The sequence below is a fragment of the Kitasatospora sp. NPDC048722 genome (assembly GCF_040650235.1).
Classification (GTDB): Bacteria; Actinomycetota; Actinomycetes; order Streptomycetales; family Streptomycetaceae; genus Kitasatospora.
Genome location: NZ_JBEZGX010000004.1, coordinates 79,956 through 105,286, shown reverse-complemented (window position 1 = coordinate 105,286; position 25,331 = coordinate 79,956). Strand labels below are relative to the sequence as shown.

Annotated in this window: 22 protein-coding genes and 1 pseudogene; 16 read left to right on the top strand and 7 right to left on the bottom strand. The window is 74.0% G+C overall.

Features of this window, described 5'->3' with window-relative positions:
• Window positions 1-2 precede the first annotated feature (2 nt).
• The 10 genes from AB0C76_RS05190 to AB0C76_RS05145 all read left to right on the top strand — a co-directional run bounded on the left by AB0C76_RS05190 (window position 3) and on the right by AB0C76_RS05145 (window position 16,762).
• The gene (locus AB0C76_RS05190) at window positions 3-2,588 is read left to right on the top strand and encodes a hypothetical protein (protein WP_359959927.1); all 2,586 of its coding nucleotides are present in this window, start codon (window positions 3-5) and stop codon (window positions 2,586-2,588) included.
• A complete protein-coding gene (locus tag AB0C76_RS05185; protein ID WP_359959924.1) occupies window positions 2,585-5,902 on the top strand; it encodes a right-handed parallel beta-helix repeat-containing protein in 3,318 nt (1,105 codons plus the stop codon). The genes AB0C76_RS05190 and AB0C76_RS05185 overlap by 4 nt, the downstream gene beginning before the upstream one ends.
• A 66-nt stretch (window positions 5,903-5,968) precedes the next feature.
• The gene (locus AB0C76_RS05180; RefSeq protein WP_359959921.1) at window positions 5,969-6,310 is read left to right on the top strand and encodes a WXG100 family type VII secretion target; all 342 of its coding nucleotides are present in this window, start codon (window positions 5,969-5,971) and stop codon (window positions 6,308-6,310) included.
• 71 nt (window positions 6,311-6,381) lie between these two features.
• The gene (locus tag AB0C76_RS05175; protein WP_359959918.1) at window positions 6,382-6,669 is read left to right on the top strand and encodes a hypothetical protein; all 288 of its coding nucleotides are present in this window, start codon (window positions 6,382-6,384) and stop codon (window positions 6,667-6,669) included.
• A gap of 4 nt (window positions 6,670-6,673) precedes the next feature.
• Complete coding sequence (locus AB0C76_RS05170; protein WP_359959915.1) at window positions 6,674-7,282, top strand: hypothetical protein; 609 nt, start codon at window positions 6,674-6,676, stop codon at window positions 7,280-7,282.
• Between the two features lie 150 nt (window positions 7,283-7,432).
• Window positions 7,433-10,297, top strand: a complete 2,865-nt coding sequence (locus AB0C76_RS05165) for a hypothetical protein (RefSeq protein ID WP_359959912.1) — start codon at window positions 7,433-7,435, stop codon at window positions 10,295-10,297.
• 68 nt (window positions 10,298-10,365) lie between these two features.
• On the top strand, window positions 10,366-10,827 hold the full coding sequence (locus AB0C76_RS05160; RefSeq protein ID WP_359959909.1) for a YbaB/EbfC family nucleoid-associated protein: 462 nt from the start codon (window positions 10,366-10,368) through the stop codon (window positions 10,825-10,827).
• 2 nt (window positions 10,828-10,829) lie between these two features.
• Entirely contained in the window at window positions 10,830-11,195 is a 366-nt protein-coding gene (locus AB0C76_RS05155; RefSeq protein WP_359959906.1) for a hypothetical protein, read from the top strand.
• On the top strand, window positions 11,192-15,937 hold the full coding sequence (locus tag AB0C76_RS05150) for a hypothetical protein (protein WP_359959904.1): 4,746 nt from the start codon (window positions 11,192-11,194) through the stop codon (window positions 15,935-15,937). The genes AB0C76_RS05155 and AB0C76_RS05150 overlap by 4 nt, the downstream gene beginning before the upstream one ends.
• Before the next feature lie 147 nt (window positions 15,938-16,084).
• On the top strand, window positions 16,085-16,762 hold the full coding sequence (locus AB0C76_RS05145) for a hypothetical protein (protein WP_359959902.1): 678 nt from the start codon (window positions 16,085-16,087) through the stop codon (window positions 16,760-16,762).
• A gap of 21 nt (window positions 16,763-16,783) precedes the next feature.
• On the opposite strand, the gene AB0C76_RS05140 is transcribed toward AB0C76_RS05145, so the two are convergent.
• The 5 genes and pseudogenes from AB0C76_RS05140 to AB0C76_RS05120 form a co-directional block, all read right to left on the bottom strand.
• Window positions 16,784-17,242, bottom strand: a complete 459-nt coding sequence (locus tag AB0C76_RS05140) for a hypothetical protein (protein ID WP_359960306.1) — start codon at window positions 17,240-17,242, stop codon at window positions 16,784-16,786.
• Window positions 17,243-17,326: 84 nt separating this feature from the next.
• A pseudogene (locus AB0C76_RS05135) lies at window positions 17,327-17,486 on the bottom strand (DUF2071 domain-containing protein); the annotation flags it as partial.
• 55 nt (window positions 17,487-17,541) lie between these two features.
• Window positions 17,542-17,967: an arsenate reductase ArsC gene (locus AB0C76_RS05130; RefSeq protein ID WP_359959899.1), complete on the bottom strand. Its 426-nt coding sequence runs from the start codon at window positions 17,965-17,967 to the stop codon at window positions 17,542-17,544.
• 44 nt (window positions 17,968-18,011) lie between these two features.
• On the bottom strand, window positions 18,012-18,758 hold the full coding sequence (locus AB0C76_RS05125) for an aquaporin (protein WP_359959896.1): 747 nt from the start codon (window positions 18,756-18,758) through the stop codon (window positions 18,012-18,014).
• Window positions 18,755-19,072: a metalloregulator ArsR/SmtB family transcription factor gene (locus AB0C76_RS05120; RefSeq protein WP_359960292.1), complete on the bottom strand. Its 318-nt coding sequence runs from the start codon at window positions 19,070-19,072 to the stop codon at window positions 18,755-18,757. Before AB0C76_RS05120 ends, AB0C76_RS05125 begins: the two co-directional genes overlap by 4 nt.
• A gap of 152 nt (window positions 19,073-19,224) precedes the next feature.
• Here AB0C76_RS05120 and AB0C76_RS05115 point away from each other — a divergent pair, with 152 nt between their 5' ends.
• From AB0C76_RS05115 to AB0C76_RS05095, 5 genes are all read left to right on the top strand, one after another.
• Window positions 19,225-19,698 (top strand): ArsI/CadI family heavy metal resistance metalloenzyme, encoded by a 474-nt coding sequence (locus AB0C76_RS05115; RefSeq protein WP_359959893.1) that lies wholly within the window; start codon window positions 19,225-19,227, stop codon window positions 19,696-19,698.
• A gap of 215 nt (window positions 19,699-19,913) precedes the next feature.
• The gene (locus AB0C76_RS05110; RefSeq protein ID WP_359959890.1) at window positions 19,914-20,528 is read left to right on the top strand and encodes a hypothetical protein; all 615 of its coding nucleotides are present in this window, start codon (window positions 19,914-19,916) and stop codon (window positions 20,526-20,528) included.
• Between the two features lie 76 nt (window positions 20,529-20,604).
• On the top strand, window positions 20,605-21,618 hold the full coding sequence (locus tag AB0C76_RS05105; protein WP_359959887.1) for a DUF1996 domain-containing protein: 1,014 nt from the start codon (window positions 20,605-20,607) through the stop codon (window positions 21,616-21,618).
• Between the two features lie 57 nt (window positions 21,619-21,675).
• Complete coding sequence (locus AB0C76_RS05100; protein ID WP_359959885.1) at window positions 21,676-22,236, top strand: sigma-70 family RNA polymerase sigma factor; 561 nt, start codon at window positions 21,676-21,678, stop codon at window positions 22,234-22,236.
• Complete coding sequence (locus tag AB0C76_RS05095) at window positions 22,233-23,015, top strand: zf-HC2 domain-containing protein (RefSeq protein WP_359959882.1); 783 nt, start codon at window positions 22,233-22,235, stop codon at window positions 23,013-23,015. Before AB0C76_RS05100 ends, AB0C76_RS05095 begins: the two co-directional genes overlap by 4 nt.
• A gap of 69 nt (window positions 23,016-23,084) precedes the next feature.
• Here the strand turns inward: AB0C76_RS05095 and AB0C76_RS05090 are convergent, their stop codons facing one another.
• Together AB0C76_RS05090 and AB0C76_RS05085 are read right to left on the bottom strand one after the other, a co-directional pair.
• The gene (locus AB0C76_RS05090) at window positions 23,085-24,278 is read right to left on the bottom strand and encodes an SPFH domain-containing protein (RefSeq protein WP_359959879.1); all 1,194 of its coding nucleotides are present in this window, start codon (window positions 24,276-24,278) and stop codon (window positions 23,085-23,087) included.
• 37 nt (window positions 24,279-24,315) lie between these two features.
• On the bottom strand, window positions 24,316-24,555 hold the full coding sequence (locus AB0C76_RS05085) for a hypothetical protein (protein ID WP_359959876.1): 240 nt from the start codon (window positions 24,553-24,555) through the stop codon (window positions 24,316-24,318).
• 287 nt (window positions 24,556-24,842) lie between these two features.
• Between AB0C76_RS05085 and AB0C76_RS05080 the strand changes: the two genes are divergently transcribed.
• Entirely contained in the window at window positions 24,843-25,046 is a 204-nt protein-coding gene (locus AB0C76_RS05080) for a cold-shock protein (RefSeq protein WP_359959873.1), read from the top strand.
• Window positions 25,047-25,331 lie beyond the last annotated feature (285 nt).

The following is a 25,331-nucleotide window of genomic DNA, read 5'->3' as shown; positions in this document are numbered from 1 at the left end:
CCGTGCGCCTCGCGATGAAGCCCGCCCGCGCCGCCGGCCCCGCCCTGCGGATCCGGACCGCCGGCCACGCGCTGCTGGTCCACCCCAAGGGACCGCCGGAGCCCAGCGCGCTGGCCTTCGCCGGGGCGCTCACGCCCGACCCCGAGCACACGCTGGTCGTGGTGGACCTGCTGCCCGCCGACCTCGACGCCGCCTGGCCGTCGCTGGCCGACCTGCTCGCCCGCCGCCCCGGCAGCCTCCGCCTGGTCTTCCACCCCTCGGTCGAGGGCCCGCCGGTCGGCCAGCGGATCGCCGACCAGCTGCGGCGCACGGTCCTCACCCCCGACGGCGAGGCTCTGCCCACCGCCGGCGGCGGCCTGTTCGTCCCCGCCGACAGCGGCACCGGCTGGCTGCGCCTGCGGCCCGGCCGCGCGGCCGAACGCGACTCGCACCGCTACCCCAAGCCGCTGTGGGAGTTCGCCACCTACGACCGCATCTGGCAGACCAGCCCGCTCGGCGTCGTCGAGCCCGTGCCCGGCGGCGTGTGGGTGCGCAGCGCCCGACCCGCCGAACCCACGGCCGGACGGCACCGGCTGATCGCCGCCCTGCCCGGCCACCCGAACGCGCTCACCGTGGTCCTGGGCAACCCCGGCGGACCGGCCGTGCCGCTGGCCGACGTGACCCGCTTCTGGGGCACCGTGCTGCCCTCGGCCCGCACCGGGGTGCGGTTCGTCCACTTCGGGCCGGTCGCGCTGCCGGAGGGCAGCGGCGCGCTCGGACAGGTGCTGGCGGACGCGCTGCGCCAGCGCGTCGTGCTGTCGCCGGGGCCGGCGGCAGCCGATGCCGCCGGCAGCGCGCCGGCCCTCCAGGGCGAGGTGGTCTACTCGCCGGCGCCCGGGTACCTGGCGGAGCCGCCGGCGTGGAACGCGGATGCGGACGCCCCCGCGGTGCGGGTGGTGGAGCCGCCGGTCGCGTCACCCGAAGCGTCGGCGCCCGTGTCGACGGCCGCTGCGGAGAGGGTCGTCGAGCCGGGCCCGGTGCCGGTGAGTGCACCCGCGCCCGCCGCCGGGACGGTCATCGAGCCGGATCCGGTGCCGGTGAGCGGCCCGGAGCCTGTGGCGGAGCCCGTCTCCGCGCCGCTGCCGCTGCCGACGTCGCTGGTGACGTCCTCTCCGGGCCCGGTCGCCGACTGGCCTGCTCCGGCCTTCGAACCGAAGGTCCCCGGCCTGGAGACGGAGTCGGAGGCCGTCCCCGTCCCCGTCCCCGTCCCCGTCCCCGTCCCCGTCCCCGTGCCCCTGCCCGCCCCGACGGGTCCCCCGGTCCTCACGTCCCTGCTGGAGTCGGCTCCGCCGGCCCCCGGCTCTCCGCCGGCCCCCGTCTCCCCGCCGGAGCCCGCGGCGCCGGTCGCGCCGCTCCCGCCCGTCGCACCGCAGCTGCCGTCCATCGAGCCGTCGAACGCCCCTGCCGCCCGCCCTGAGCCGTCGACGCCCGCCCCGGCGCCCGAGGCGGCGCCGCCGGTCACGCCGGCGCCTGCCGCTCCGCAACTCCCGCCCGCAGAACCGCCGGTGGCGCCCGACGCCGGCGACATCCGGCCGGCGACGCCCGCACCCACCCCTGCGCCCGTCCCGGCGATGCCCCGCATCCGCCTGGAGTCCGGCGCCCCCAGCGCGCCGCCCGTAGATCCCACGCCTGCGATCGACGCCCCGGCACCCGCGCCCGCGGCGCCCACCCCGTCGGCCGCTCCCCCGGCCGCGACCCGCGCGACCGCCGTACGCGTGCAGCCCGTCCCGTCGGCCGCCGCCCTCGCGCTGCCGCCCGAGCGCGGGCTGGAGCGCGAACGCGACTGGGTGCGCCGCAAGTTCAGCGCCCAGTACCACGCCGTCGCGGGCACGGTGGCCCGGGTGATGTCCGAGTCGCCGGGCCTGCGCAGTTCCTCGCGCGCACTGGACGGCGACGCCCTCACCGACCTCGTCGCCGTACGCCTCTACCTCTCCGGCGACAGCGCCGCCGTCGACGCCGCCGTGCGCGCCGGAACGGCCGGCCCGCACGTGCCGCTGGCCCGCTGCGTGGCGTCCGGGCTGAACCGCCTGCCCTCGTACCGGGGTGTGGCCCTCCTGCGGGCCGCGGTCACCGGCCCGGAGCTCGACTGGTACGAGGAGGGCAGGGCCGCCACCGAATGGGCGTTCTGCACCGCGCGGATCACCGTGCCCGAGACGCCCGGCGACGGCACCACCGACTTCCTGATCTGGTCGATGACCGCACGCCGGACGAGCCTGCTCGACCCCTCCGACCCCGACCGCGTGCTCTTCCCGCCCGGGACGGCCTTCAAGGTGCTGCGCGCGGGATCCGCCACGGAACCCGTGCTGCTGCGGGAGCTGCTGCCGTCCGAGGGCGACGAGGACGCCGACCCGGACGCCCCCCGGCTGCCGCTGGACGAGATCGCCCTGGAGGGCCTCACCCAGGCCGCCGAGCAACTGCCCGCCCACGGAGGCCCGGGGCACGGCGGCCCGCCGCTCGCCGCCCCGCCCGGACTGATCACCACCCCGCCCGAGCTGTCGGCCCGCGCCGCCCAGGGCACCCGTGCACCTATCGAGGGAGCAGACAAGTGACCAGGCAAGTCCTCCTGGTGGCCGCCGACCGGCCCGGTGCCCACCGCTCCATCGCCGCTGCCCTGGCCGACGCCGTGGACGGCGCACTGATCACCGTCGCACCGGGCCGCTACGACGAGGCACTGACGGTCACCAAGGCGGTGACGCTGGCCGCCGAGGGCCCGGCCGGCACCGTGCAGATCCGCTCCGCGGCCGGCAGCACGGTGGTGCTCGACGCGGAGGCCGTCCAGCTGTCCGGCCTGCACCTGAGCGGCGCGGACCGCGAGGCACCGGTCCTGGACGTGCGGCGCGGGCAGGCCGCGCTGGACGGCTGCCGGGTCGAGGGCGAGGCCTGGGCGGCGGTCCTGGCCTGGCACGAAGGCGTGCTCGGGCTGCGCGACTGCACGGTGACCAACACCCAGGGCGCCGGGATCGTCGTGACCTCCGGCGGCGGCAACGTCGTGGAGCGCTGCGAGATCACCGACGTCGGCTCGTCGGCCGTCGTGGTCGCCGAGCACGGGCGGCTGACCGTGCGCGAGTGCTCCGTCCAGGGCGCCCGGGGCAACGGGATCTGCGTCAACGGCCACGGCACCGCGCTGGTCGAGTCCTGTCGCATCGACGGCAGTGGCAAGCCCGCGATCGCCGTCGAGCAGAACGGCCGCGCGGACCTGCGCAAACTGGCCGTCACCGGCAGCGCCGCCCTGGACGCCTACCTCACCAGCGCCGTCCAGACCCTGTTGACCGACTGCACGTTCACCGGCTCGGGCGGCCAGGCCGTCCACGTCAGCGGCGGCGCGGCCCCGGTCCTGCGCAACTGCGTCATCGAGGGCGCCGCGAGCGGCGGCGTGCAGGTCGCCGCGGGCTCGCGGGCGCAGCTGGAGCACTGCCGGATCGCCGGCACGCCGGTGGGCCTGCTGGTCGAGGCTGGCGGCGAGGCGGACTGCGCCGACCTCACGGTGACGGGCGCGGGCGTCGCCGCCAGGGCCACCGGCGAGGCCAAACTGGCGCTGCGGCAGGCCGAGTTCACGATGGACGGCGGTCCGGGCGGCATCGGCCTGGACCTCGCCGACCGCGCGCAGGCGTCGCTCACCGGCCTGCGCCTGCGCGCCACCGCGGGCACCGGCCTGGCGATGGCCGGCGGCGCCCGCGCCGAGCTGACCGCCGGCCTCCTCGAGGGCTGCCGGACCGTGGTCGGCCCCGACTGCGAACTCACCGCCCGCGACAGCGGGTTCGCCGGTTCGGACGCCGACGGCATCAAGGTCTCGGGCGGCGGCGCGGTGACGGCCGTCGGCTGCCGGATCAGCGGCGCGCGCGGCCATGGCCTGAACGTCCAGGCGTCCTCCCGCGCGGAACTGGACAACTGCGCCGTCTTCGACAACTCCGGTGACGGCGTGCGCTGCAACACCGACGAGCCGGTGCGCGTGCACGACTGCGAGATCCGCGACAACGGCGGCACGGCGGTCCACCAGCTCAAGTCCGGCGGAAGGGTCTCCGTCGAGCGCCTCGACACCGGCGGCGACGAGCGGACCGCGCCCGCGGCGGGCGACGGGCACGGACCGGCGGACCCGGCGGGCGCGCCGCGCCACCTGGGCACCGGACCGCTCGCCGAACTGGAGGCCCTGGTCGGCCTGGAGAGCGTCAAGCACGAGGTCACCGGCCTGATCAACGTCAACAAGATGGCCCAGCGGCGCCAGGAGATGGGCCTGCCGATGCCGCCGATGAGCCGCCACCTCGTCTTCGCCGGACCGCCCGGCACCGGCAAGACGACCGTCGCCCGGCTGTACGGCGCCGTCCTCGCCGAGCTCGGCATCCTCAGCCAGGGCCACATCGTCGAGGTCGCCCGCGCCGACCTGGTCGCCCAGATCATCGGCGGCACCGCGATCAAGACCACCGAGGTCTTCACCAAGGCGCTCGGCGGCGTCCTCTTCATCGACGAGGCGTACACCCTGACCAACCAGTCCCGGGGCAGCGGCCCGGACTTCGGGCAGGAGGCCGTCGAGACCCTGATGAAGCTCATGGAGGACCACCGCGACGAGATCGTGGTCATCGTGGCCGGCTACTCGGCGCAGATGGACCAGTTCCTCGCCTCCAACCCGGGCATGGCCTCCCGCTTCGCCCGGACCGTCGAGTTCCCCAACTACAGCCCCGCCGAACTGGTCACGATCGTGCGCGGCCTGTGCGCCAAGCACTTCTACGAACTCGACGCCGGCGCCCTGGAGGCCCTCAACCGCTACTTCGAGGACGTGCCGAAGGGCGCCACGTTCGGCAACGGCCGCGTCGCCCGGCAGGTCTTCGAGGAGATGATCAGCCGGCAGGCGTCCCGGCTGGCCGTCCACCCGCCCACCGACGACAGCGAACTGAGCCGGCTGAGCGGCGAGGACGTCATCACCGTCCCCGGCGACCAGGCGGGCCTCCAGCCGGCCACCCAGCCGGCCACCCAGGCCGCCGAGCCCACCGCACCCGCCGTGCCGGTCCCCGTGAGCGAGGGCGCTCTCCCGCTCGACACACCCGCGCTGCGCCGCATCGACGCCCTCGTCGGCCTGGACGGCGCCCGGCGGACCCTGCGCTCCCGCCTGACACAGCTGGCCCGCCTGCGCGACGCCGGCGAACCGCTGGCCGGCCTGGGCAACATCATCCTCCAGGGCCCGCCCGGCGGCGGCCGTCGCGCGCTCGCCGGACTGTACGGGCGCGGCCTGGCCGAACTCGGCCTGCTGCCCACCGGTGTGACCCACCGGCTGGCGCTCTCCACCGTCCCGGCCCGGTGGGCCGAGCAGCCCGGGTTCCGGTTCGCCGCCGCCTGCGCCGAGGCGGAAGGCGGACTCCTCCTGCTGGACCTCGACCCCGCTTTCGCCGAGCGCGCGCCCGCCGCCCGCACCGCCGTGCTGACGTCGCTGACCCGACTGGCCGCCTCGGGGCCGGGCGTGGTCCTGGCCCTGAGCGGCAGCGCGCCGCACGTCATGGAGGTGCTGAGCGAGCACACCGACCTGATGGAGGCCTTCGCCGAGAACGTCGAACTCGCCGCGTACCGCGCGGAGGAGCTCGTGACGCTCACCGACCGCCGCCTGCGCTCGCTCGGCTTCCAACTGGGCGAGGCGGCGGGTACGGAGCTGGTCGCGCGGTACGCCGCGCAGCCGCCGCAGGGCGGCGCGTTCGCGGCGCACCGGCTGGGCGACGCGCTGGCCCGCTCGGCCCGCGCGCGCACCGTCACCGTCGAGGACCTGCCGCCCGTACCCCCGGCACCGGTTCCGCCTGCCGCACCGGCCCCGCCGCCGCAGGCCGTCCCGGCCCCCCAAGAGCCCCGGACGCCGGGCACCGCACCCCTGGTGCACTCCTGACCCCGGCTCCGTGACCCCGCACGGTGCGCGAGCGCCGTGCGACCCCCGAAATGAAAGGACGTACCCATGGCACTGACCTCCGTGGAAATCCAGGGCATGACGGCCGCCCAGGGCACCTTCCAGACCGCCCTGGACGAGGCCAGCGGCTCGTACGCGCAGATGGAGGGCCAGATCGACGGCCTGCGCGGCAGCTGGAGCGGCGAGGCCGCGCAGATCTACCACCAGGCGATGCAGGACTGGCTGACCGACTTCCAGAAGGTCAACCAGGCGCTGACCACGATGCTGGAGAAGCTCGCGGCCAACACCAACGTGTACGCCAACACCCACGAGAACACCCAGCAGATCGCCGGCCAGGTGGCCTCCGCCATGGCCTCCGGCGTCACCGGCCTGCCCGGCTTCCCGGTCTGAGCCACCCCCTTCCACCGCCGGCGGCGGTCCGCACCGCCCCGGCACCCCGTCCCAGTCGAGGAGAACGCAGCATGAGCACGTACACCGTCCAGATGGAGCAAGTCGACTACATCGTCGGCGAGATGAACGCCATCACCCAGAAGCTCAACCAGACCCTGGCCGAGCTGGACAGCCAGGCCAAGATCAACCTCCAGGCGTGGACCAGCGACGCCCAGGCGACCTACACCCAGGTCAAGGCGCAGTGGGACCAGGCCGCCGCCGACATGACGGCCAAGGCCGCCACCGCCGTGCAGATGCTGGGCACCATCAACGAGTACTACTCCCACGGTGAGCGCCAGGGCGTTCAGCTCTGGGGCTGACGGCATGCCGGGCTACATCCCTCCGAACCACTACAAGCCGAAGCCCAAGCCCCCGATCGACCCGTACCACGGGAGCACCAGCGTTCCCGACGCCACGGGCACGGGGACGGCGACGGCGCACACCACGTTCACCGCGCCGCCGGTGCCGTCCTCGGACGGCCAGCACAGCGGGACCTCCGTGGACACGCCCTCGATGGAGACCTTCGCGAAGAACATCCAGCTGCTCATCCAGCCGACCAAGGACGCGCGGAAGCTGCTGGACGCGGTCAACGTGGCGCCGGGCGCCTTCTACCACGCGAACAAGATGCGCATCGCGGTCAACGGCCCCAACGGGGACGACGGGCTGAAGAAGCAGTTCGAGAAGGTGCTGGACGACCTGGCCAAGGGTCTCACCGACCTGCACCAGGGGGTCCTCGACCTGGCGAAGAAGTACAAGACCATCGAGGACGCCAACCACATGGCGTCCACCGAGTTGCAGACCTTCATGGGCAACTCGTCGGCCGACTTCGGCGGCCTGGTCACCGACGCCGGGGGCAGCCCGGCCCCCGGTGGCGGAGGCGGCGGTGGTGGCGGTGGCGGGGGCGGCGGCAAGCCGGGCAACGGCAACACCTGACGACCCCGCGCAGGAACCCCGTCCGGGTCCCCCGCACCACACGCGGGGGACCCGGCGGGACTGCCGGGCCCGGACACCGGGCGACACACCGGACACCACACCGGGCGGGACGGCCGACGGACAGCGGAACGACAGGAGGGAGAGGGCGCGATGGGCGACCCGAACTACAACGGCAACGGCTTCAACCTGGGCAGCGACGGCGCGGTCTACGGCGCGCCCGGATCCGACCCCGGCTCGACGGGCGACTACGACACCTGGGACTGGAAGCAGATCGAGGCCGCCATCAACGGCATGGCCGCCGGCACCAACGACGACAGCGGCCACGGCAAGTCGGTCTCCGACCCGCAGTCGCTGCAGAACGCGGCCGACACCTTCTACCAGGTCCAACTGCTCCTCGCCGGGGTCGCCAAGAGCCTCGTCGACCAGGGCAAGGCGCTCGCCGGCGAGCACGGCCCGTGGAAGGGCGACGCGGCCGACGCCTTCACGACCATGCTGACCACCTTCTCCAAGCAGGTGCAGGCCACCGCCGACGTCCTGTCCGGCGGTTCGACCGGCACCTACTCCGTCCCCCAGCAGCTCGCGGACAACGCGGTCAACCTCACCAACGCCCGGAACCTCATCTCCCAGATCGACACCTGGTACGCCAACCAGGCCATCGCCCAGGGCGTGCACGCGATGGACAACGGCCTCATCCCGATCAGCCAGAAGCCCGAGCTGGTCAAGATGATGACCGCCGACATGCGCAAGGTGCTCAAGAGCCTGGCCGGCGAGTACCAGGTCACCATCGACTCCGTCCGCGCGCCGGCCCCGATCACCCCGCCGATCAACCAGCCCAAAGCCCCGGACACCAGCGGGCCGGACACCAAGCTGCCGGACCTGAAGGACTTCGAGAAGGGCGGCCCGAACGCGCCGGGCAACGGCAAGGGCTTCAACATGCCGGACCTGAAGAAGTTCAGCTCGTCGCCGCAGCCCTTCCCCGGTGATCTGGGGACCGGCCACGGCCCCGGCGCGGGCGGCCTCAAGAACTTCACCGGGCTGGGCGACGGGCCGGGCGTCGGCGGCCTGCACTTCCCCGGCGGCCTGGGCACGGGCGGCCCCGGCACCGGCCTGCCGGTCGGCGGACTGCCGTTCCCCGGCAAGCTCGGCACGGGCGGGCCCGGCACCGGCGCGCCGGAGACGGCCGGCCTCGATCCGCTCGCCTTCGACCACGCGATCAACCCGGGCACCGGCAGCGGGGTCCGCTTCCCCGGAGGCACCGGCGTGGGCGAGTTCGGCAACCTGCCGGGCGTCGCGCCGGTCGGCCTGCCGGGGACGACCACCAACGCCCGGGGCGCCCGGTTCCCCGGTCAGACCGGCACCGGCAGCGGCGCCGGCGAACTCTCCTCCCCGCACGGCACGTTCGGCACCGGCAAGCCGGTGGCCTTCCCCGGAGCCACCGGCGTCGGCTCCGGGACCGGCTCGCACGGCCTGGGCGGCGGACTCGGCAGCGGCCTGGGCGACGGGCTGGGCAGCGGCATCGACACCGGCTCCCCGGCTGCCTTCCCCGGTCTGACCGACGGCCTCGGCACCGGCACCGCCTTCCCCGGCCAGACCACGACGGAGTCCGGCCTCCCCGGTGCCTTCTCGCCGGCCGGCGGCACCGGCCTGGTCTCCGAGGGCCCCGGCGCCGGCGCCGGCGCCGGCCTGGGCGGCGCCGGCATGCCGATGATGCCGGGCATGGGCGGCGCGGCGGCCGGACAGAACGCACCCGGCGAACGCAGCGACGCCTCCGGCCTGCTGGACGCGAACGGCGAGCCGTGGGCCGGCAGCCCGCTCACCGACGAGGAGGTCGGCTCCCCGCTCGGCACCGCCGCCGGTGGCGCGGCCCTGGACCTCCCACCGGTCAGGACCGCCGACCTGGACGGCCCGGGGCTCGGCCTGCCCGACGCCCAGGCCGCGCCCGGCGCGACCGTCCTGCCGGGCTTCGGCGAGGCCGGGGGCGCTGCGGGCTCGGCAGAGGCACCCGGAATGGGGATGCCGATGATGCCCGGCATGGGCGGCGCGGCGGCCGGGCAGAACGCGCCGGGCGAACGCAGCGACGCCTCCGGCCTGCTGGACGGCGACATCGAGCCGTGGGCGGACGAACTCGGCGCGGCCGAGGAGGAGCTCACCGCCGGCGCGCTCGCGGGCGGTCCCGGGCTCACCACGGCGGGCGGGAGCCCGGTCACCGTTTCCGGCGACGCTCCCCTCGGCACCGAGACCGCCGGGCAGGAGGCTGCGGCCGAGCAGGTCGTCCTCGGCTCGGACGGGCTGCCGCTGCCGGTGGCGCCGACCGCTCCGGCCGCACCTGCCGCGCCGGTCGTCGTGCCGGAGTGGGAGGAGCCCGCGACCCCGGTCGCGCCGGTCGTCGTCGCGGCGGCTGCTGTCGCCGCTGTCGCGGTCGCCGCGACCACGGGCGAGGAAAGGAAGAAGCGCTCGGCGGAGGCGGAGGCGGAGGAGACCGCCGCGGTCGTGCCCGAGCCCGAGCCCGAGCCCGCCCTCGAGCTCGAAGAGGTGCGCCCGGCGGCCTCGCCTTCCGACCCGCTGTCCGCGCCGCTGCCGCTGCCGACCGAGAGCGGCGACCACGAGGAGCACGAAGCGTGGGAGGCGGCCGGCTCGGCCTTCGTCCCGCTGCTGTGGACGGTGCCGACCGAGGACGAGGAGGAGGTCATGGCCCCCGGCTACACCACGGAGGCAACGGCCACCTGGAGCGGGGAAGCGGGACGACCCGAGCCGGAGGAGCCGCAGTTCGCGGTCTGGCGGCCGGACCGTTCCGCACCGGCCGCCGCCCCGGGGCAGTCGGCGTCCGCCTTCGACCCCGCCACCGTCTCGTGCGGGGCCGGCGCCGCCGGGGACGAGCCGCTCCTCATGGAGGACGAGTCGACCGAGGAGCCGGAGACCGAACCGGAGGCTCCCCGCGGCATCGCCGACCTGCTGGTCCAGGAGAGCGACGCCTGGGGCAGCGCGCCCAAGGAGGGCTTCTCGGCCCTCGGCTGACGGAGCACCCGACCCACCAGGCCCCCGCCGGGCCCGCGAGACCGCACGACACCCCCGAGGAGGGGCACATGAGCACCACGCCGTACGACCAGGGCATCGAGGACCTGCTGGCGCTGTACCACCGGCAGCGCGAGGAGGCCGTCGAGACCCGCCGCAGGATCAACGAGGTCACCTCGACCGCCACCGCCCCCCGCCAGAGCGTCGAGGTGACCGTCACCGCGCAGGGCGAGGTCACCGCCATCGACTTCCCCACCGGTGCCTTCCGCCGGATGGCGCCCAAGGAACTGTCCGAGCTCCTGCTGACCACCATCCGGCAGGCCCGCGCCCAGGCGCTCCAGCAGGTCGCCGAGCTGACGTCGCTCGGTCTGCCGCCCGGTGTCTCGGTCGCCGACCTGCTCCAGGGCAAGGCCGATCCGACGGCACTGCTCGCCGAGGACCCGACGATGCCCGACTCGGTGCGGGACTACCTCGCCGCGGGAGGCCCGGCGACGACCCGCGGCAGCGCCCGGCGGACCGGGACGGAGGGCTGACGATGGCGAACGAGTCGTTCTCGGTCGACACCGACGGACTGCACCTCCAACTGCCCTACGTCCAGCAGCTCGCGGCCCGCTTCAAGGGGATCGCCAGCGGGCTGGAGGGCCGGCTGTCCGACCTCGGCCCGTGCTGGGGCGACGACGCCACCGGCGAGGAGTTCCTCAAGCAGTACGACGCCCCGCACCAGGAGATCCACAAGGGCATCGGCGGCATCGGCCAGGTGGTGCACAGCACCGCCGAGGGCATCCGCACCATGGCCGTCAACTTCGAACGCCTGGAGGACACCAACATCGAGTCCGTCCGCCGGATCAACACCGGCGCCGGCGAGCACCGGCCCGCCCCCGAGAGGCCCGTGCACGGATGAGCATCGACATGCCCCCGGAGCTCGCCTGGGTCGCCCGGCTGGCCGTCGGCCAGTCCTGGCCCAAGGGCGACGAGGACAAGCTGCGGGCGCTGGGCGCCGCCTGGTACGACACCGCCCAGCAGCTCGACTCGATCACCAAGGAGATCGGTCCGGCGACCCTCGGCGTGCGGAACAGCATCAGCGGCCCGGTCGCCGAGCAGTTCAACGCGTTCACCCAGCAGCTGCAGACCAACCTGCCGCAGATGGCCGAGGCCGCCAACCAGATCGGCGACCTGGGCGACAACACCGGGGTGCAGGTCGAATACGCCAAGCTCATGGTCCTCGCCCAACTCATCTGGCTCGCGTATGAGTTGAGCACGCTCTCATTCGCCGCACCGGAGGCGATCCCGGCCGCGATCACCTCCGCGCGCCTGATCGTCCAGATGATCCTGCGCCGGCTTCTGGTGTCCGTGATCTCCGGCGTCGGGTTCATGGTCGGGATGGACGCGCTGATCCAGAGCATCCAGATCCTGCTCCTGCACGACCGCACCAAGTGGGACACCGACAGCACCATCCAGGCCGTCGAGGGCGGCGCGATCGGTGGCGCCATCGGCGGCATCCTCGGCGGCGGACTCGGCGCGTTCGCACCGAAGTTCGCCGGCTCGCTGGTCGGCAAGCTCGCCGTCGGCGGAGCCACCGGCGTGATCACCACCGCCACCATGACCGCCGCGTTCGGCGGAGACGCGGACTACACCTCGGCCCTCACCTCCGGCCTGATCGGCGCCATGGGCGGCGGGAAGCACGGGCGCGGCGGGGAGGAGGGGAAGGCCAAGATCGACCCCGTCAACCTCAAGGAGATCAAGGCTCCCGACCTCCACCTGCCGGACATCCACCCGGCGGACGTCCACGCGCCGGATGTGCACACGCCGAACGTCCACCCGGCCGACACTACCCCGGCCCCGGCCCCGGCCCGGTCCGGCTCGGGCGGCGACACCGCCGGGGTCAAGGAAACGACGACGTCCGACACCCGACCCGTGACGGTCCCGGGTGACACCGACACCCACACCGCCGGCGCACCGGAGGTGCGCACCGTCGGCACGCCGTCCGTCTCGGAGGGCCCCGCGTCGAGCGAGGCCACCCCCGGGCAGGTCTCCACCTCCGTCGGCACGCAGGAGCGGACCAGCCCCCGCACCACGGACACCACCGTCGAGTCGCCCGCTCGGACGTCGGCGTCGCGAGGCGAAACCGGCAGCACGGCGGGATCCGGGCTCCACGGCGGCGAGACCACCTCGTCGAGCCCCTCGACCTCCTCGACCTCCTCGACCTCCTCGACCTCCTCGACCGCGGCGGCCCATCAGGAGTTGGGCCTCCCGGGCTTCGAGACCAGGCCGACCGACACGACCGTCGGCGAAACCCGCCCCGCGGAGACGCCCGGCACGAGCGGCGTGACCGGGCCGGCCGTGGCCGACCGCCCGACCACCGCCGACACCACCCGCGCCGCCAACTCCCCCGCCACGAACGGTGACAGCAACACGGCCGCGGCTTCCCAGACCCGTCCCGCCCAGGGACAGGCACCGGCGCAGGCCCCGACACAGGCACCGGCACAGGCCCCCCGGGTCACCACCGAGACCGGCGGCACCGGCACCTCGACGGACGGACGGACGGGCGCCCCCGTACGCACCACCGGCGAGCCGGCCACTCACGGCGCCCCGCCCGTCACCCAGACGGAGAGCCACCCCACCGCTCCGGCCCCGGCCGACCAGTCCCAGGCCGTCCACACCCCGGCCGAGCACGTCGGCACCGGCCCGGTCGAGGTCCACCACCCGGGCACCGACCACACCCCCGCCCCGGCGGCCCCCGACGTCCGACCGCCGCTCCCGCCCCACGCGTCACCGCCCGAACCCCCGCTGCCCGCCGCACCGCACGAGCCGGTGCGGGTCGACCTCGGCCCCATCGCCTTCGACGGCGGCTCGGCCGACCTGACCGCCCCCCGGCAGCAGGCCCTGAACACCACCGCCCGCCAGGTCGCCGACCTCGGGGTGCGCAACGCCCGTGACGGCGGCGGGCCGCCGGTGGTGACCGTCGAGGGGCGCGCGAACGTCCTCGACCAGGGCCTCCCCCACTTCGGGAAGTCCCTCAAGCTCGGGCAGGAACGCGCCGAGGCGGTCGCCACCGCCCTGCGCAGCGAGCTGAAGGACCGGCTGGAGAGCCTCCAGAGCGACGGCCCGGTGGTGCTGCGGGGCGAGGACGTCACCGTCGTCCCGCGCTCGCGCGGCAACCAGGACTTCGAACCGGTCTCGCCCGATCACACCGGCGACCACGTCGCGGTGCACGTCGAACTGCCGCCGCCTCCGCGTCTCGAAAGCGACCCCGGCACCCCGCACGAGACCCACGAACAGCCCGCCTCCGCCGTCGTCCCGCAGGTCCACGTCACCGAGCCCACCCCCGAACCCGTCGCCCGCCCGGTGCGGCAGCCGGCCTCGCCCGACTGGCGATCCCGCCTCGAGGGCGCGCCGACCGCCCGCGTGCACACCGAGCGCTTCGACCCCGCGCGCGACCCGCTCAAGGGCAACGCCCCTCACTCGCTGGCCGGTTCGCAGACCCTTGTCCGCTCCGTGGTGCGCCGCGTCCAGGCCGAGAACGGTGCCTGGGTCCGCCACCACACCGTCGAGCTGCCGGTGCACCTCGGGCACAGCGGCATGTCGGCGGGCGAGCTGAAGGGCGTGCACGAGCGGATCCAGCACGCCATCGACCGGCACCTCAACGGCGGCCTGGAACTCCCGCGCTCCGGCGACCAGTTCCACCTCGACCTGAAGCTCGTCGCGGGCGACGACCACCCCGAGGCCATCACCATCGGCCGGAACGACCACCAGGTGCCGCTCGACCAGCGCTCCTGGAACGTGCCCGTCGATCCGGCCCACGACGACACCCACATGCCCCGCGTGGTCCACGAGGTCCTGCACTACCTGGGCCTCAAGGACGAGTACGAGGACGACACGAGCCTGTTCCGCCGCTCCGGCGACAGCCCGTCGGTCCGCCACGAGGGCCTGATGGGCCACGACGTCAGCGGCTCCGCCGAGGTGCCCCGGCGCTACCTGGAGACGATCGAGGACACGGTGGACCACACCGCCGTCGTCAAGGACCACCCGCACGGCGCCCCCGACGCCCCGGAGACCGCCACCCGCTCCGACCTTCCGCACATGGACGCCGACGACCTGGCCCGCTGGGACGCGCCGCACGTCCTGACCGTCGAGGGTACGGTCGCGGGCGACGCCGAGCGCAGCTACCACGCCATCGGCGCAGGCCTGGAGGGCCACCCGGACCTCCAGCAGCGGTGGTACGACCCAACCCAGAGGCCCTCGATCGTCAAGGTCCTCCGGGAGTGGGTCGACGCCCCCGCACCGCCGTCCATGCCGACGGCCGACGGCTCGCCCCGGGTCCCGGGTTCCCCGGACGCGCTCTCCCGCGTCTACCGGACGAAGGACCAGGCGGCCTCGGCGGTCCTCGACCGGGTCAAGTCCCTGCCGATGGCCGAGATCGAGCGCGACCTCGCGCTGTCCATCCGCCAGGACCCCGAGGTCCACGACTCCAACGCGAAGTTCGTGACCGAGAAACTGATCCCGTGGCTCGAGAAGGAGACAAGTCACAACGCGAAGTTCACCGAACAGCTCGGAAGCAGCAGTTCGGACCTGGCCGCCCTGAAGCGCCTCTACCTCCCCTTCGTCGAACACGGCCCGAAGACGATCGACCAGATCCTCGGCGATCCCCGCGGGCAGTCGTTCTCCACGCTGATCTCGGCCATCCACGACGTGGCGGAGCTCATGTACATGCACCCGGACGACCTGGCGAAGCACGTCACCGTCACGGAGGGGCCCGAGGGCGAGTTCAAGGGCTACGTGCTCGGCGACGCCCCGAACCCGGCGGCGGAACAGACCTATCCCAAGTGGACCCACCCGACGGCCGACCCGACCCCCGACCCCACGCTGGACCGGATCCCGGTCGACAAGACCTTCCGCGGCACCGCGGCCACCCCCAACCAGTACAACCCTCAGGTCTCGACCGCAGGCCGGCTGGGCTACCCGGTCTCGCTCGGCCCGTCGCGCACCACCGGCAAGCTGATCCGGCTCGCCCACGAGGCGGGAGCGACCCCGGCGGAGAAGAAGGCCCTCGCCTTCTCCCTCCTCAGCCTCTGGTACACCGACTACCGCCGCGACCTCACCGACATCCACCGCTACCACTTCGTGATGGACATGGCCGCGAACTTCGGCGTCGACTACGACCCGTTCTCGCGTCCCGTCCACCCGGTCCACGGCGGGGACGTCTACGGCGACCTGATCAACCGCGCCCTGGAACGCCACAGTGCCACCACCGAGGACCTCCGGCAGTCCTACGTCCCGACGGATCCCCCGCCGGTCGTCACCGAGAGCGCCCCGGCGGAAGCCTCCTCGTCCGCCGCGGCGGCCGCGCCGGCACAGGGGCACGCGCAGGCGGAGCCCGAGCTCAACATCCCGCAGAAGTGGGAGAACGAGGCGGGGGTGCTGGACCTGGTGCGCCGGCTCGCGAAGGCCCCCGGTTTCATGATCCAGGTTCCCGGTGATCCCGACTCGCTCGGCCGAGACACCCCTGAAGGGAGCGCCTGGGCCAGGGTGCTGGAACACGAGAGCGTCAAGGCCCAGCGGCTCCTCGGGAAACAACGACGGCCGGACGGCACGTGGTACATCTCGATCCCCCCGAAAATCCAGAAGATGCTGGGCCTCAAGTGAGCGACGCCGGACCGGCCCGAGGCATTCCGCCTCGGGCCGGTTCCCGCCACAGGCGTCACGGGCTACGGCCTCGGTCTGCCGACCTTCCCGCTGCGCAGCGGCGCCGCCAGCTGGGACCACAACGGCGGGGTTCCCGGCTGCACGACGATGACCGTCCTCGCCCCCAACGGCCGCCGTGCCTCGCTGGTGGTCCACACGATGCGCCAGGGCGACTCCGCGTTCCTCGACGTCCTGGGCTCCGCCCAGTGCCCCCGGCACCGCCACCCGGCCACCCGGCCACCCGGCCACCCGGCCACCCGGTGCGATCATGAACGCATGACGACAGCAGCGCTCGTGGACCTCCTGACGCGGTACGGCTCCACCGGGGACTTCGCCGGACTGCGGCCGCTCGGGCCGTACCCGGTGGCCGGGCGGGGTGAGGCCGAGGATTCGGGGCGCGTCGCCGACGCGTTGCCGTGGCCGCAGTGGTTCCGGTACGGGTGCATGTCGGTCGACGTGTGTCGGTGCGGGATCGTCAACACGGTCTCCGTCCGGACGTGGTACGACGACGTCGTCCTTCCGGTCGGCGGGCCGGACGAGTACGGTTCCTTCCCCGGCCCGCCCGGCTTCCGGGAGCTCTCGGACGCCTTCGCCGCCGCCGGCGTGGCCTGGGAACGCGTCCCCGAGGCCCACTCCCTCCCGCAGTTCACCATGCGGACCACCGTCGCCGATCTCCCGGACGTCACGGTGGACTTCGTCTTCGTCACCGACGAGGACCCGGACCGGCCGACGCTGTACAGCGCCCACGCACACGAATACACCCACCTCTGCCCCGACGGGCCGTGATGGCGGGCGGCCGGGTCGAGTTCACCCGGTCTCCGCCGCCATGATCACCACGGTGAAGCTCGCCGCGTTCCCGGCCTCGGCGCGGAGCGAGCCCGCGTCGCCGTCGGCGTGGTCCAACAGGTACTCGGCCATGTCACGGGACAGGCTCGCGCTCCGGGGGAACCAGAGGGGGCGGCGGGCCTTCTCGTCGTAACGGGGCAGGGGCAGGTCGTCCGAGCCCTTCCGTTCGTGGAACGCCTTCGCGTCCGCCGCCACGACGACCCGTACGCGCTTCCGCTCGCCCCAGCCCGAGGGGACCTCGACCACCGTGAGCCGGACGTTCCCCACGCCGTCGTCCATGCCCCACGGGAGCGTCCACTCCAGCAGGCCTTCGATCCCGCCGGCGATGCGCCGCTCGCGGTACTCCTCGATCAGGGGCGGTAACGCTGCGAGCAGCACGCGCAGGTGCCGCAGGACGTCCGCGAACCAGACTTCTTGCACGGGAAGCCCCTCCCATCCCTCGCCTACGTGCATCGAAGCGGGCGTCGGGCGCGCCTGGCAAGGGGTCGGTGTGGAGAAGGCTCGGGGAGTGGGCAGGCCGCCCGGGCGGTTGGGAGGTCCCGGGCGAGCGGGCGCTCCCGGGGGAGCAGAGCACGCTCACCGGCGGCCCGGCCGGCGCCGGCAGGCCGGCCGCGGCCACCAACTCGTCTTCACACTCCACGAGTTCGGCCCGGTGCGGCGGCCAGCTGCCCGCCGCACCGGGCCGCAGCACACCCGGGGCCGCCCGTTCGTCGCCGCCGTCAGCGGGGCTCGATGCCGAGGTCGGCGAGCAGGCCTCGGATCCGCCGTTCGATCTCGTCGCGGATCGGGCGGACCGCGCCGACGCCCTGCCCGGCCGGGTCGTCGAGCTTCCAGTCCAGGTAGCGCTTGCCGGGGAAGTAGGGGCAGGCGTCGCCGCAGCCCATGGTGATCACGACGTCGGACGCCCGGACGGCTTCGGTGGTGAGCACCTTCGGGGTCTCGGCGGAGATGTCGATCCCGACCTCGGCCAGGGCCTCGACCACGGCCGGGTTCACGGCCTCGGCCGGGGCGGAACCGGCCGAGCGGACCTCGACCCGGTCCCCGCCGAGGCGGGTGAGGAAGGCGGCGGCCATCTGGGAGCGGCCGGCGTTGTGCACGCAGACGAACAGCACGGACGGGACGGACGGGACGGCGGGAGTGCTCACGAACGGGGTCCTCAGGGCTTCGGGGCGGGCAGGAGAAGGCGGGGTCAGCGGGCGGCCGGAGCCGGGTGGTGGTCGCTGTGCGGGACGACGATGTCCTCGGCGGTCGGGCTCGGGCGGCCGAACAGCACCGCGACCAGGACGACGCCGACGGCCGCACCGACGAGCTGGGCGGCGATGAACGGCAGCACGGCGGCGGGGGCGATGCCGGCGAAGGTGTCGGTGAACGCGCGGCCGATCGTCACGGCGGGGTTCGCGAAGCTGGTGGAGGAGGTGAACCAGTAGGCGGCGCCGATGTAGGAGGCGACCGCGGCCGGGGCGAGGTGCGCGCGGCCGATGCGGGCCAGTCCGAAGACCGACAGGATGAGACCGGCGGTGGCGACGACCTCGCCCAGCCAGAGGTGCGGCGCCGACCGGTCGTGCGTCGACCAGCGCACGAGCGGCTCGGCGAACATCGCGTCCGCCAGCACCGCGCCGCCGATCGCCCCGGCGACCTGGGCCGGAACGTAGGCCGCTGCCTCCCGCAGCGCGGGTCCGTCCCCGTCGCGGCGGCCGGTCCACCAGGCGGCCAGCGTGACCACGGGGTTGAAGTGGGCGCCGGAGACCGGGCCGAGGAGCAGGATCAGCACGCCGAGGCCGAACACGGTCGCGAGCGAGTTGGCCAGCAGTTGGACGCCGACGTCCCGGGAGAGCTCGGTGGCCTGGATGCCGGATCCGACCACGACGGCGACCAGCGCGCAGGTTCCGGTGAACTCGACGGCCGCCCGGCGGCCCAGCGGAGCCATCGCGGTCATCTGGACCCTCCGGCGGCGGCCGGGGCCTGGAGCAGCGCGGACAGCCTGGCCAGCGCGGCGGGCAGCACCCAGTAGTAGACCCAGGTCCCGCGGCGCTCGGAGCCGACCAGGCCGGCCTCGCGCAGGACCTTGAGGTGGTGGGAGATGGTCGGCTGGGACACGTCGAAGGGGCCGGTCAGGTCACAGACGCACGCCTCACCGCCCTCGTGGGAGGCGATCAGCGACAGCAGCCGCAGCCGCACCGGGTCGGACAGGGCCTTGAACATCTTCGCCAGGTCGACGGCGGCCTCTTCGTCCAGCGGCTCGCGCACCATCGGCGAGCAGCACGCGGCCGCCGCCCCGTCCTGGTCGATCACCTTCAGCTCCAGATTCGACATGCGTCTATGTTGACGCTCATCTAACCCGGTGGCAAGCTCGCCTGTATCGATATCTGTCGAAGCAAGAATCCGGATCAGGGAGGATCGCCGTGTCCCGCGTCCAGCTCGCCCTGCGCGTTGCCGACCTCGAAGGCTCCATCGCCTTCTACTCCAAGCTCTTCGGCACCGAACCCGCCAAGCGCCGCCCCGGCTACGCCAACTTCGCCATCACCGAGCCCCCGCTCAAACTCGTCCTCGTCGAAGGCGAAGCCGACGAGGAGACCCGCCTGGACCACCTCGGCGTCGAGGTCGGATCCACCGAACAGGTCGCCGCCGCCACCACCCGGCTCAAGGAGGCCGGCCTCGCCACCTTCGAGGAGAACCACACCTCCTGCTGTTACGCCCTCCAGGACAAGGTCTGGGTACACGGCCCCGGCAAGGAACCCTGGGAGGTCTACGTCGTCAAGGCCGACGCCGACACCCTCGGCAGGGGCACCACCGCGGCGGGCGACGCCTGCTGCACCACCATCGAACAGGGCGTCGAGCCGACGGGCAGCGCCGCGGGCTGCGCCTGCGGAAGCTGAGCCCGCTCCGATGACGCCCGGTACCGGCAGGGGCGGGCCACCGGTCAGCGGACGGCAGTCCGTACGGCTCGGGTACGGCCCCGGCCGTACCCGAGCGTCGCATCGCAGGAAATTTCCGACGACGTTGAACCGTTCCGGCCGCGGATCCGTGTGGAGGGTGCACGGGGCAGCACCGCCCCGATCCGCAACCACACCTTCTCCAGGGGGAGTTCGCCATGCCCGCGTTCACCGTTCCGGCCCTCGCCGCCCGCCGCCTGGTCGCCGTCTCCGGCGTCGCCCTGCTCGCGCTCGCCGCCACCGCGTGCGGGCCCGACACGACCAGCGGGTACGGCGCGAAGAGCTCCAGCAGTGCCGCTGCCCCGGCGGCCGCACCGTCCGCCGCCTCGCCCGGCGACTCCTCCGGGGTCCGGATCGTCGCCGCGAACTCGGCCGCGCTGGGGCCGATCGTCACCGACTCCACCGGACGGACCCTGTACCGCTTCGACAAGGACACCGCCAAGCCGTCCGCGAGCACCTGCACCGACGCCTGCGCGGCGAAGTGGCCGCCGCTCACCGCCCAGGACCCGGTGAAGGTCACCGGGGTCGACTCCGCCCTGGTCGGCAGCGTGACCCGGCCGGACGGGACGAAGCAGGTGACCCTCAACGGCTGGCCGCTCTACCGCTTCGCCGGCGACACCGCGGCGGGGCAGACCAGCGGGCAGGGCGTCGGCGGCACCTGGTTCGCGAGCACGCCCGAGGGGAAGAAGGCTGCGGGCATGCCCGGCCAGGCCCCCGCCCAGACCCCGTCGGCCGCCCCGTCGCAGGGCGGCGGCTACTCCGGGGGCTACTGACCCACCCCGCCGCGCCCGGTGCTCCGGGTGACGGGCCGCCTTGCCCCTGCGGCGGCCCGTCACCCAGACTGTCGCGGTGCACCGGGAACGTGATCACCACCGGCTGGGGGGCGTCGCGCTCCCGGTCGGCGTCCTGCTCTGCCTCGCCCTGGGACTGTCGCTGCTGGCGGTCGGGTACTGGCCGGCCGGACCGGAATCGGCGGCCGGGTTCGTCGACATCGCCGCCGTGGCCGTCGCCGCGCCCGCTCCTCCGAGCGCCACCGGCCCGGACGCCTCCAGCGGCTCGTACGCGCAGGACTGCGGGCGCAACCTGGAGGGGCACCGCAACGCGGACAACGTGGTGATCTCACCCGGCACCGTGGGCGGCGCCCACCACGTGCACGACTACGTCGGCAACCTCTCCACGGGCGCGGACTCCACCGACGACAGCCTCGCCGCCGCACCGACCACCTGCACGAACGGCGACCGCTCGACGTACTACTGGCCGGTGCTCCGCCGCACCGACCACGACGGCGCCGCGCCGCAGACCGTCGCCGGGGCGTCCGACGACCCGCACGGCAACACCGGCGAGATCCTCACGCCCGACACGGTCACCGTCGAGTACCTCGGCAACCCGTGGGGCAAGGTCGTGCCGATGCCGCGCTTCCTCCGGCTCCTGGAGGGCGACCCGACCGCCGCCACCGACGGCGGCGCGGACGCCGGCGCCCGCTGGGGCTGCACGGGCTTCGCCGACCGCACGACCACCGACCGCTACCCGCTCTGCCCCGCCGGGACCCTCCTCACCCGCACCCTGGACTTCCCCAGCTGCTGGGACGGGCGCGGCACGGACAGTTCCGGCCACCGCTCGCACGTGCGGTTCCCGTCCGCCGCCGGCGTCTGCCCGCACGACACCTTCCCGATCCCGCACCTGCGGGTGACCGTCGGCTACCGCCCGCCGCCGCCCCGGGCGTTCGCCCTGGACGCCTTCCCCGAGCAGCACCACAGTCCGCTCACCGACCACGGGGTGTTCATCGGCCTGATGACCGACCGGCAGATGGCCGGCGTGGTGGCCTGCCTGAACCAGAACCGGACCTGCCGGGAATCCGGTTGAACCGGACGGCCCCCGCGTACGTGCTGGACGTGGCACCCGACGACGGAGGAATGGCGGATGGCGAGGACACGATCAGGCGGGCGGCAGGACGCCGCCGACGAGGCACTGATCCGGACGCTCTACGAGCAGCACGGCGGCGCGCTGCTCGCCTACGCCGTCCGGCTCACCGGCGACCGCGCGGCGGCCGAGGACGCCGTCCAGGAGACGCTGATCCGGGCCTGGCGCAACCCCGAGGCGCTGACCGAGGCCCGCGGGTCGGTGCGCGGCTGGCTGCTGACCGTGGAGCGCAACCTGATCACCGACCGGTTCCGGGCCCGGGCCGCCCGGCCGGCCGAGGTGGCGGAGGTCTCCGAGGCGACGGCCACCGTGCCGGTCGAGCACGACCACGCCGAGGGCGTGGTGGAGGCGCTGGTGATGTCTCAGGCGCTGGAGCGGCTCTCGCCCGAGCACCGCGAGGTGCTGCGCTCGATCTACTTCCAGCGGCTGTCGGTCACCGAGGCCGCGGAGCAGCTGGGGGTGCCGGCCGGAACGGTCAAGTCCCGCGCGCACTACGCGCTCCGGGCACTCAAACGCTCGTACACCGGCAGGACGGGGACATGGCAGGAGGTGTCGGTGTGACCAGGGACGACGCGAACAGGGACGGCTCGGGCGCGAACGGAACGAGCACGAACGGCACCGGCACCACGCCGCACGAGTGGAGCGCAGAGCTCGTCGGCGCCTACGTGCTGGGTGCGCTCGATCCGGCCGAGGCGGCGTCGGTCGAACGGCACCTGGCCGACTGCCCGGCCTGCCGTCAGGAGGTGACCGAGTTGCGGGAGCTGGAGACCGCCCTGGGCGAGGTGCCGCCCGAACTGCTCCTGGACGGCCCGCCCGAGGGCGGCGACCTGCTGCTGCAGCGCACCCTGCGCCAGGCCCGGGCGGAACGCGGCTCGGCGCTGCGCCGGCGCCGGGCCCGGATCGGCGCTGCCGCCGCCGTCGCGGCGGCAGCGGCGCTGGTCGTCGGGATCGTGCTGGGCCGCGGCACCGACGCCGCACCTCCCGTGGCCGTCGGCCCGGCCCCGAGCACCGCCACCGCCACCCCGCCCCCGGCCGGCACCAGGACCGGCTCCGCGACGGACCCGGCCACCGGCGCCCGGATGACGCTGACGGTGACCCCGGCGATGGGCTGGGTCCGGGTCAACGCGGCCGTCACCGGCGTCCCGGCCGGCCAGCGCTGCCACCTGGTGGTCAACGGCAGGGGCGGGACCAAGGCGGACGCGGGCAGCTGGCTGGTCTCCACCGTCGGTGCCAAGTCCGGCACCACTCTGGACGGTTCGGCCATCGTCACCCCGGAGGACGTGGTCTCGGTGTCGGTCGTGAACGAGTCCGGCCAGACCTTCGTGACGGTCCCCGTCTAGGCAGCGGCCGGCCCGGTGCGTCCGCCGTGGAGCGGCGGACGCACCGGCACCGTGAGCTCCCGCCGGGGTTCAGGTGCGCTCCGGGAAGCGGGGGGCGGGGGTGGCCTCGCCGTCGCCGTGCGGGCCCGTCGAGTGCTGGAGGGAGTGCAGGATCGCGAGGCCCTGGCTGACGATGCCGGCCGCCATCTGGTTGACGCCGTCGCTGCCGTTGAGGACGGTGAGGTCGGCCCCGGACATGCCGCGGGCGGCCGCGTCGGCGAGGGTCGGGAGGTTCTCCACGATCCGGTTGGCGGCGATGAGTTCCTGGTTCCCGCCGCGCAGCGAGTCGGCCCGGGCCGTGTTGGCGTCCGCCTGGGCCTGGGCGAGGGTCCGTTCGCCGTAGGCGCTGCCGTCCGCCTCGAACTTCACGCGGTCACGGGCGGCTTCGGCCAGCGTCCGCTGCCGGTACGCCTCCGCGTCCGCCGGGCGCCGCACCTCCGCCTCCAGTTGCTGTGCCGCCAGCGCGGCCCGGCGCTGGGCGAGCGCGGTCTGCTCCTCGATGACGTCCTGGGAGGCGCGGGCCTCGGCGAGCGGGCCGGCCTGGGCGGCGCGGGCCCTGGACTGTTCCGTCTCGGCGAGGAAGCCGGCCCGCTTGATCGCGGTGTCCCGCTCGTACTCGGCCTTCAGCGCGGCCGCCTGCTGCTCCCGTTCGGTGGCCTCCTGGTCGGCCTTGGCCTGGGCGATCCGGGCCTGACTGGCGACCGCCGCCACGTGCGGCGCGGCGAGGTTGTCGATGTAGCCGGTCGAGTCCTCGATCTCCTGGATCTGCAGTGCGTCGACCACGATGCCGAGCTTCTCCATCTCGCCGTGGCTGCCCGCCATCACCTCCTGGGCGACCCTGCTGCGCTCCCGGATGATCTGCTCCACGGTCAGCCCGCCGATGATCGACCGCAGGTGGCCGGCGAAGATCCGGCCGACGAGCTCCTCCATCTGCTCCTGCTCCGAGAGGAAGCGGCGGGCGGCGTTGGCGATCGACACCGCGTCGTCGCCGACCTTGAACACGCAGACCGCGCGCACGGTGAGCCGGATCCCCTGCTGGGTGACGCAGTCCTCGACGATCGTCGCCTCCCGGAGTGCCAGGGAGAGCATCCGGACCTTCTGCTTGACCGGCAGGACCAGGCTGCCGTGGCCGGTGACGATGCGGAACTGGGTGTCCTGCGTCTGGCGCTTGGACCCGGAAATGAGCATCGCCTCGTTGGGTGCGGGGACGTGCCAGAAGAACATGACCGACCACCTGACCTGCGGGAATTCCGACACGCGCCTAGGGCGGCAGGAGCTCGACGATCACCGAGCGGGCCGAGATCGCGTCCACCACGACCACCCGGGCGTCCCGGCCGACCGGTTCCGAGCACCAGGCCGCGAACGCCTCCGACCCGCCCCGCAGGGCAACCAGGACCTCGCCCGGACCGCCCGGCGGAATGGGCACCGTCACCCTGCCGACAGCCCCGACCGGGCTCTGCGAGGAGTCGTCGGCTGCCGCGCGCATGCGCTCGTGCGCCACGAGTTCCACGGTACTCCGGCCGCAGTACGGGAACCTGTTCCGGACCTGCTCCGGACTTGCTCCGGACCTGTTTCCGGAACCGGGAGTGGAAACCGACCCGTTGCAGGGCCAAGCCTGCTAGAGTCGCTCCAGTTGCAGTAGTGGTTCCCAAGAACTTTGTGTGCGCCTGCCGATGTTTTGCAGGCGCATTTTTGTTTTCCCGGCTCTTCCCCGGGTGGGCGCTCCATGCGGCGACTCGGAACCCGCACCGTGCGGGCTTCGGACAGCCCCTTGAAGGAGTAATTTTTATGGCTAATGGCACCGTGAAGTGGTTCAACTCGGAGAAGGGCTTCGGCTTCATCGAGCAGGAGGGTGGCGGCCCCGACGTCTTCGCCCACTACTCGAACATCAACGCCAACGGCTTCCGTGAGCTGCTCGAGGGCCAGAAGGTCGAGTTCGACGTCGCGCAGGGCCAGAAGGGCCCGCAGGCCGAGAACATCCGCCCGCTGTAGTTCTACTGCCACGGCACCCGCCTGGTAGCGAGGGGCCCGCACCGCGCACATGCCCGGTGCGGGCCCCTCGGCATCGCGCCAGGACGCATTCCCCCGGCCGTTCAAGGCCCTGGCTCCGCCACCGGCGGCCATCCCCACGCGAGACGCACAGCGCCGCGTCGGGATCGGCGCCCTGCCGTGACAGCTCACGGTTCGAGGTTCTCCGCTCCCGCCTCCGCGGTGAGCGCCGACCGTAGGTGACGTGCCGCACGGTTCCACCGTCCACGCTCCGCCCGTCACATTCTC

Bases quoted from the DNA above. Each gene is read 5' to 3' on its own strand.
- AB0C76_RS05170 (WP_359959915.1), top strand. From the start codon at position 6,674: ATGCCGGGCTACATCCCTCCGAACCACTACAAGCCGAAGCCCAAGCCC.
- AB0C76_RS05120 (WP_359960292.1), bottom strand. From the start codon at position 19,072: ATGGTGCGCGAGCCGCTGGACGAAGAGGCCGCCGTCGACCTGGCGAAG.
- AB0C76_RS05180 (WP_359959921.1), top strand. From the start codon at position 5,969: ATGGCACTGACCTCCGTGGAAATCCAGGGCATGACGGCCGCCCAGGGC.
- AB0C76_RS05175 (WP_359959918.1), top strand. From the start codon at position 6,382: ATGAGCACGTACACCGTCCAGATGGAGCAAGTCGACTACATCGTCGGC.
- AB0C76_RS05080 (WP_359959873.1), top strand. From the start codon at position 24,843: ATGGCTAATGGCACCGTGAAGTGGTTCAACTCGGAGAAGGGCTTCGGC.
- AB0C76_RS05165 (WP_359959912.1), top strand. From the start codon at position 7,433: ATGGGCGACCCGAACTACAACGGCAACGGCTTCAACCTGGGCAGCGAC.
- AB0C76_RS05090 (WP_359959879.1), bottom strand. From the start codon at position 24,278: ATGTTCTTCTGGCACGTCCCCGCACCCAACGAGGCGATGCTCATTTCC.
- AB0C76_RS05145 (WP_359959902.1), top strand. From the start codon at position 16,085: ATGACCGTCCTCGCCCCCAACGGCCGCCGTGCCTCGCTGGTGGTCCAC.
- AB0C76_RS05160 (WP_359959909.1), top strand. From the start codon at position 10,366: ATGAGCACCACGCCGTACGACCAGGGCATCGAGGACCTGCTGGCGCTG.
- AB0C76_RS05110 (WP_359959890.1), top strand. From the start codon at position 19,914: ATGCCCGCGTTCACCGTTCCGGCCCTCGCCGCCCGCCGCCTGGTCGCC.
- AB0C76_RS05155 (WP_359959906.1), top strand. From the start codon at position 10,830: ATGGCGAACGAGTCGTTCTCGGTCGACACCGACGGACTGCACCTCCAA.
- AB0C76_RS05150 (WP_359959904.1), top strand. From the start codon at position 11,192: ATGAGCATCGACATGCCCCCGGAGCTCGCCTGGGTCGCCCGGCTGGCC.
- AB0C76_RS05100 (WP_359959885.1), top strand. From the start codon at position 21,676: ATGGCGAGGACACGATCAGGCGGGCGGCAGGACGCCGCCGACGAGGCA.
- AB0C76_RS05125 (WP_359959896.1), bottom strand. From the start codon at position 18,758: ATGACCGCGATGGCTCCGCTGGGCCGCCGGGCGGCCGTCGAGTTCACC.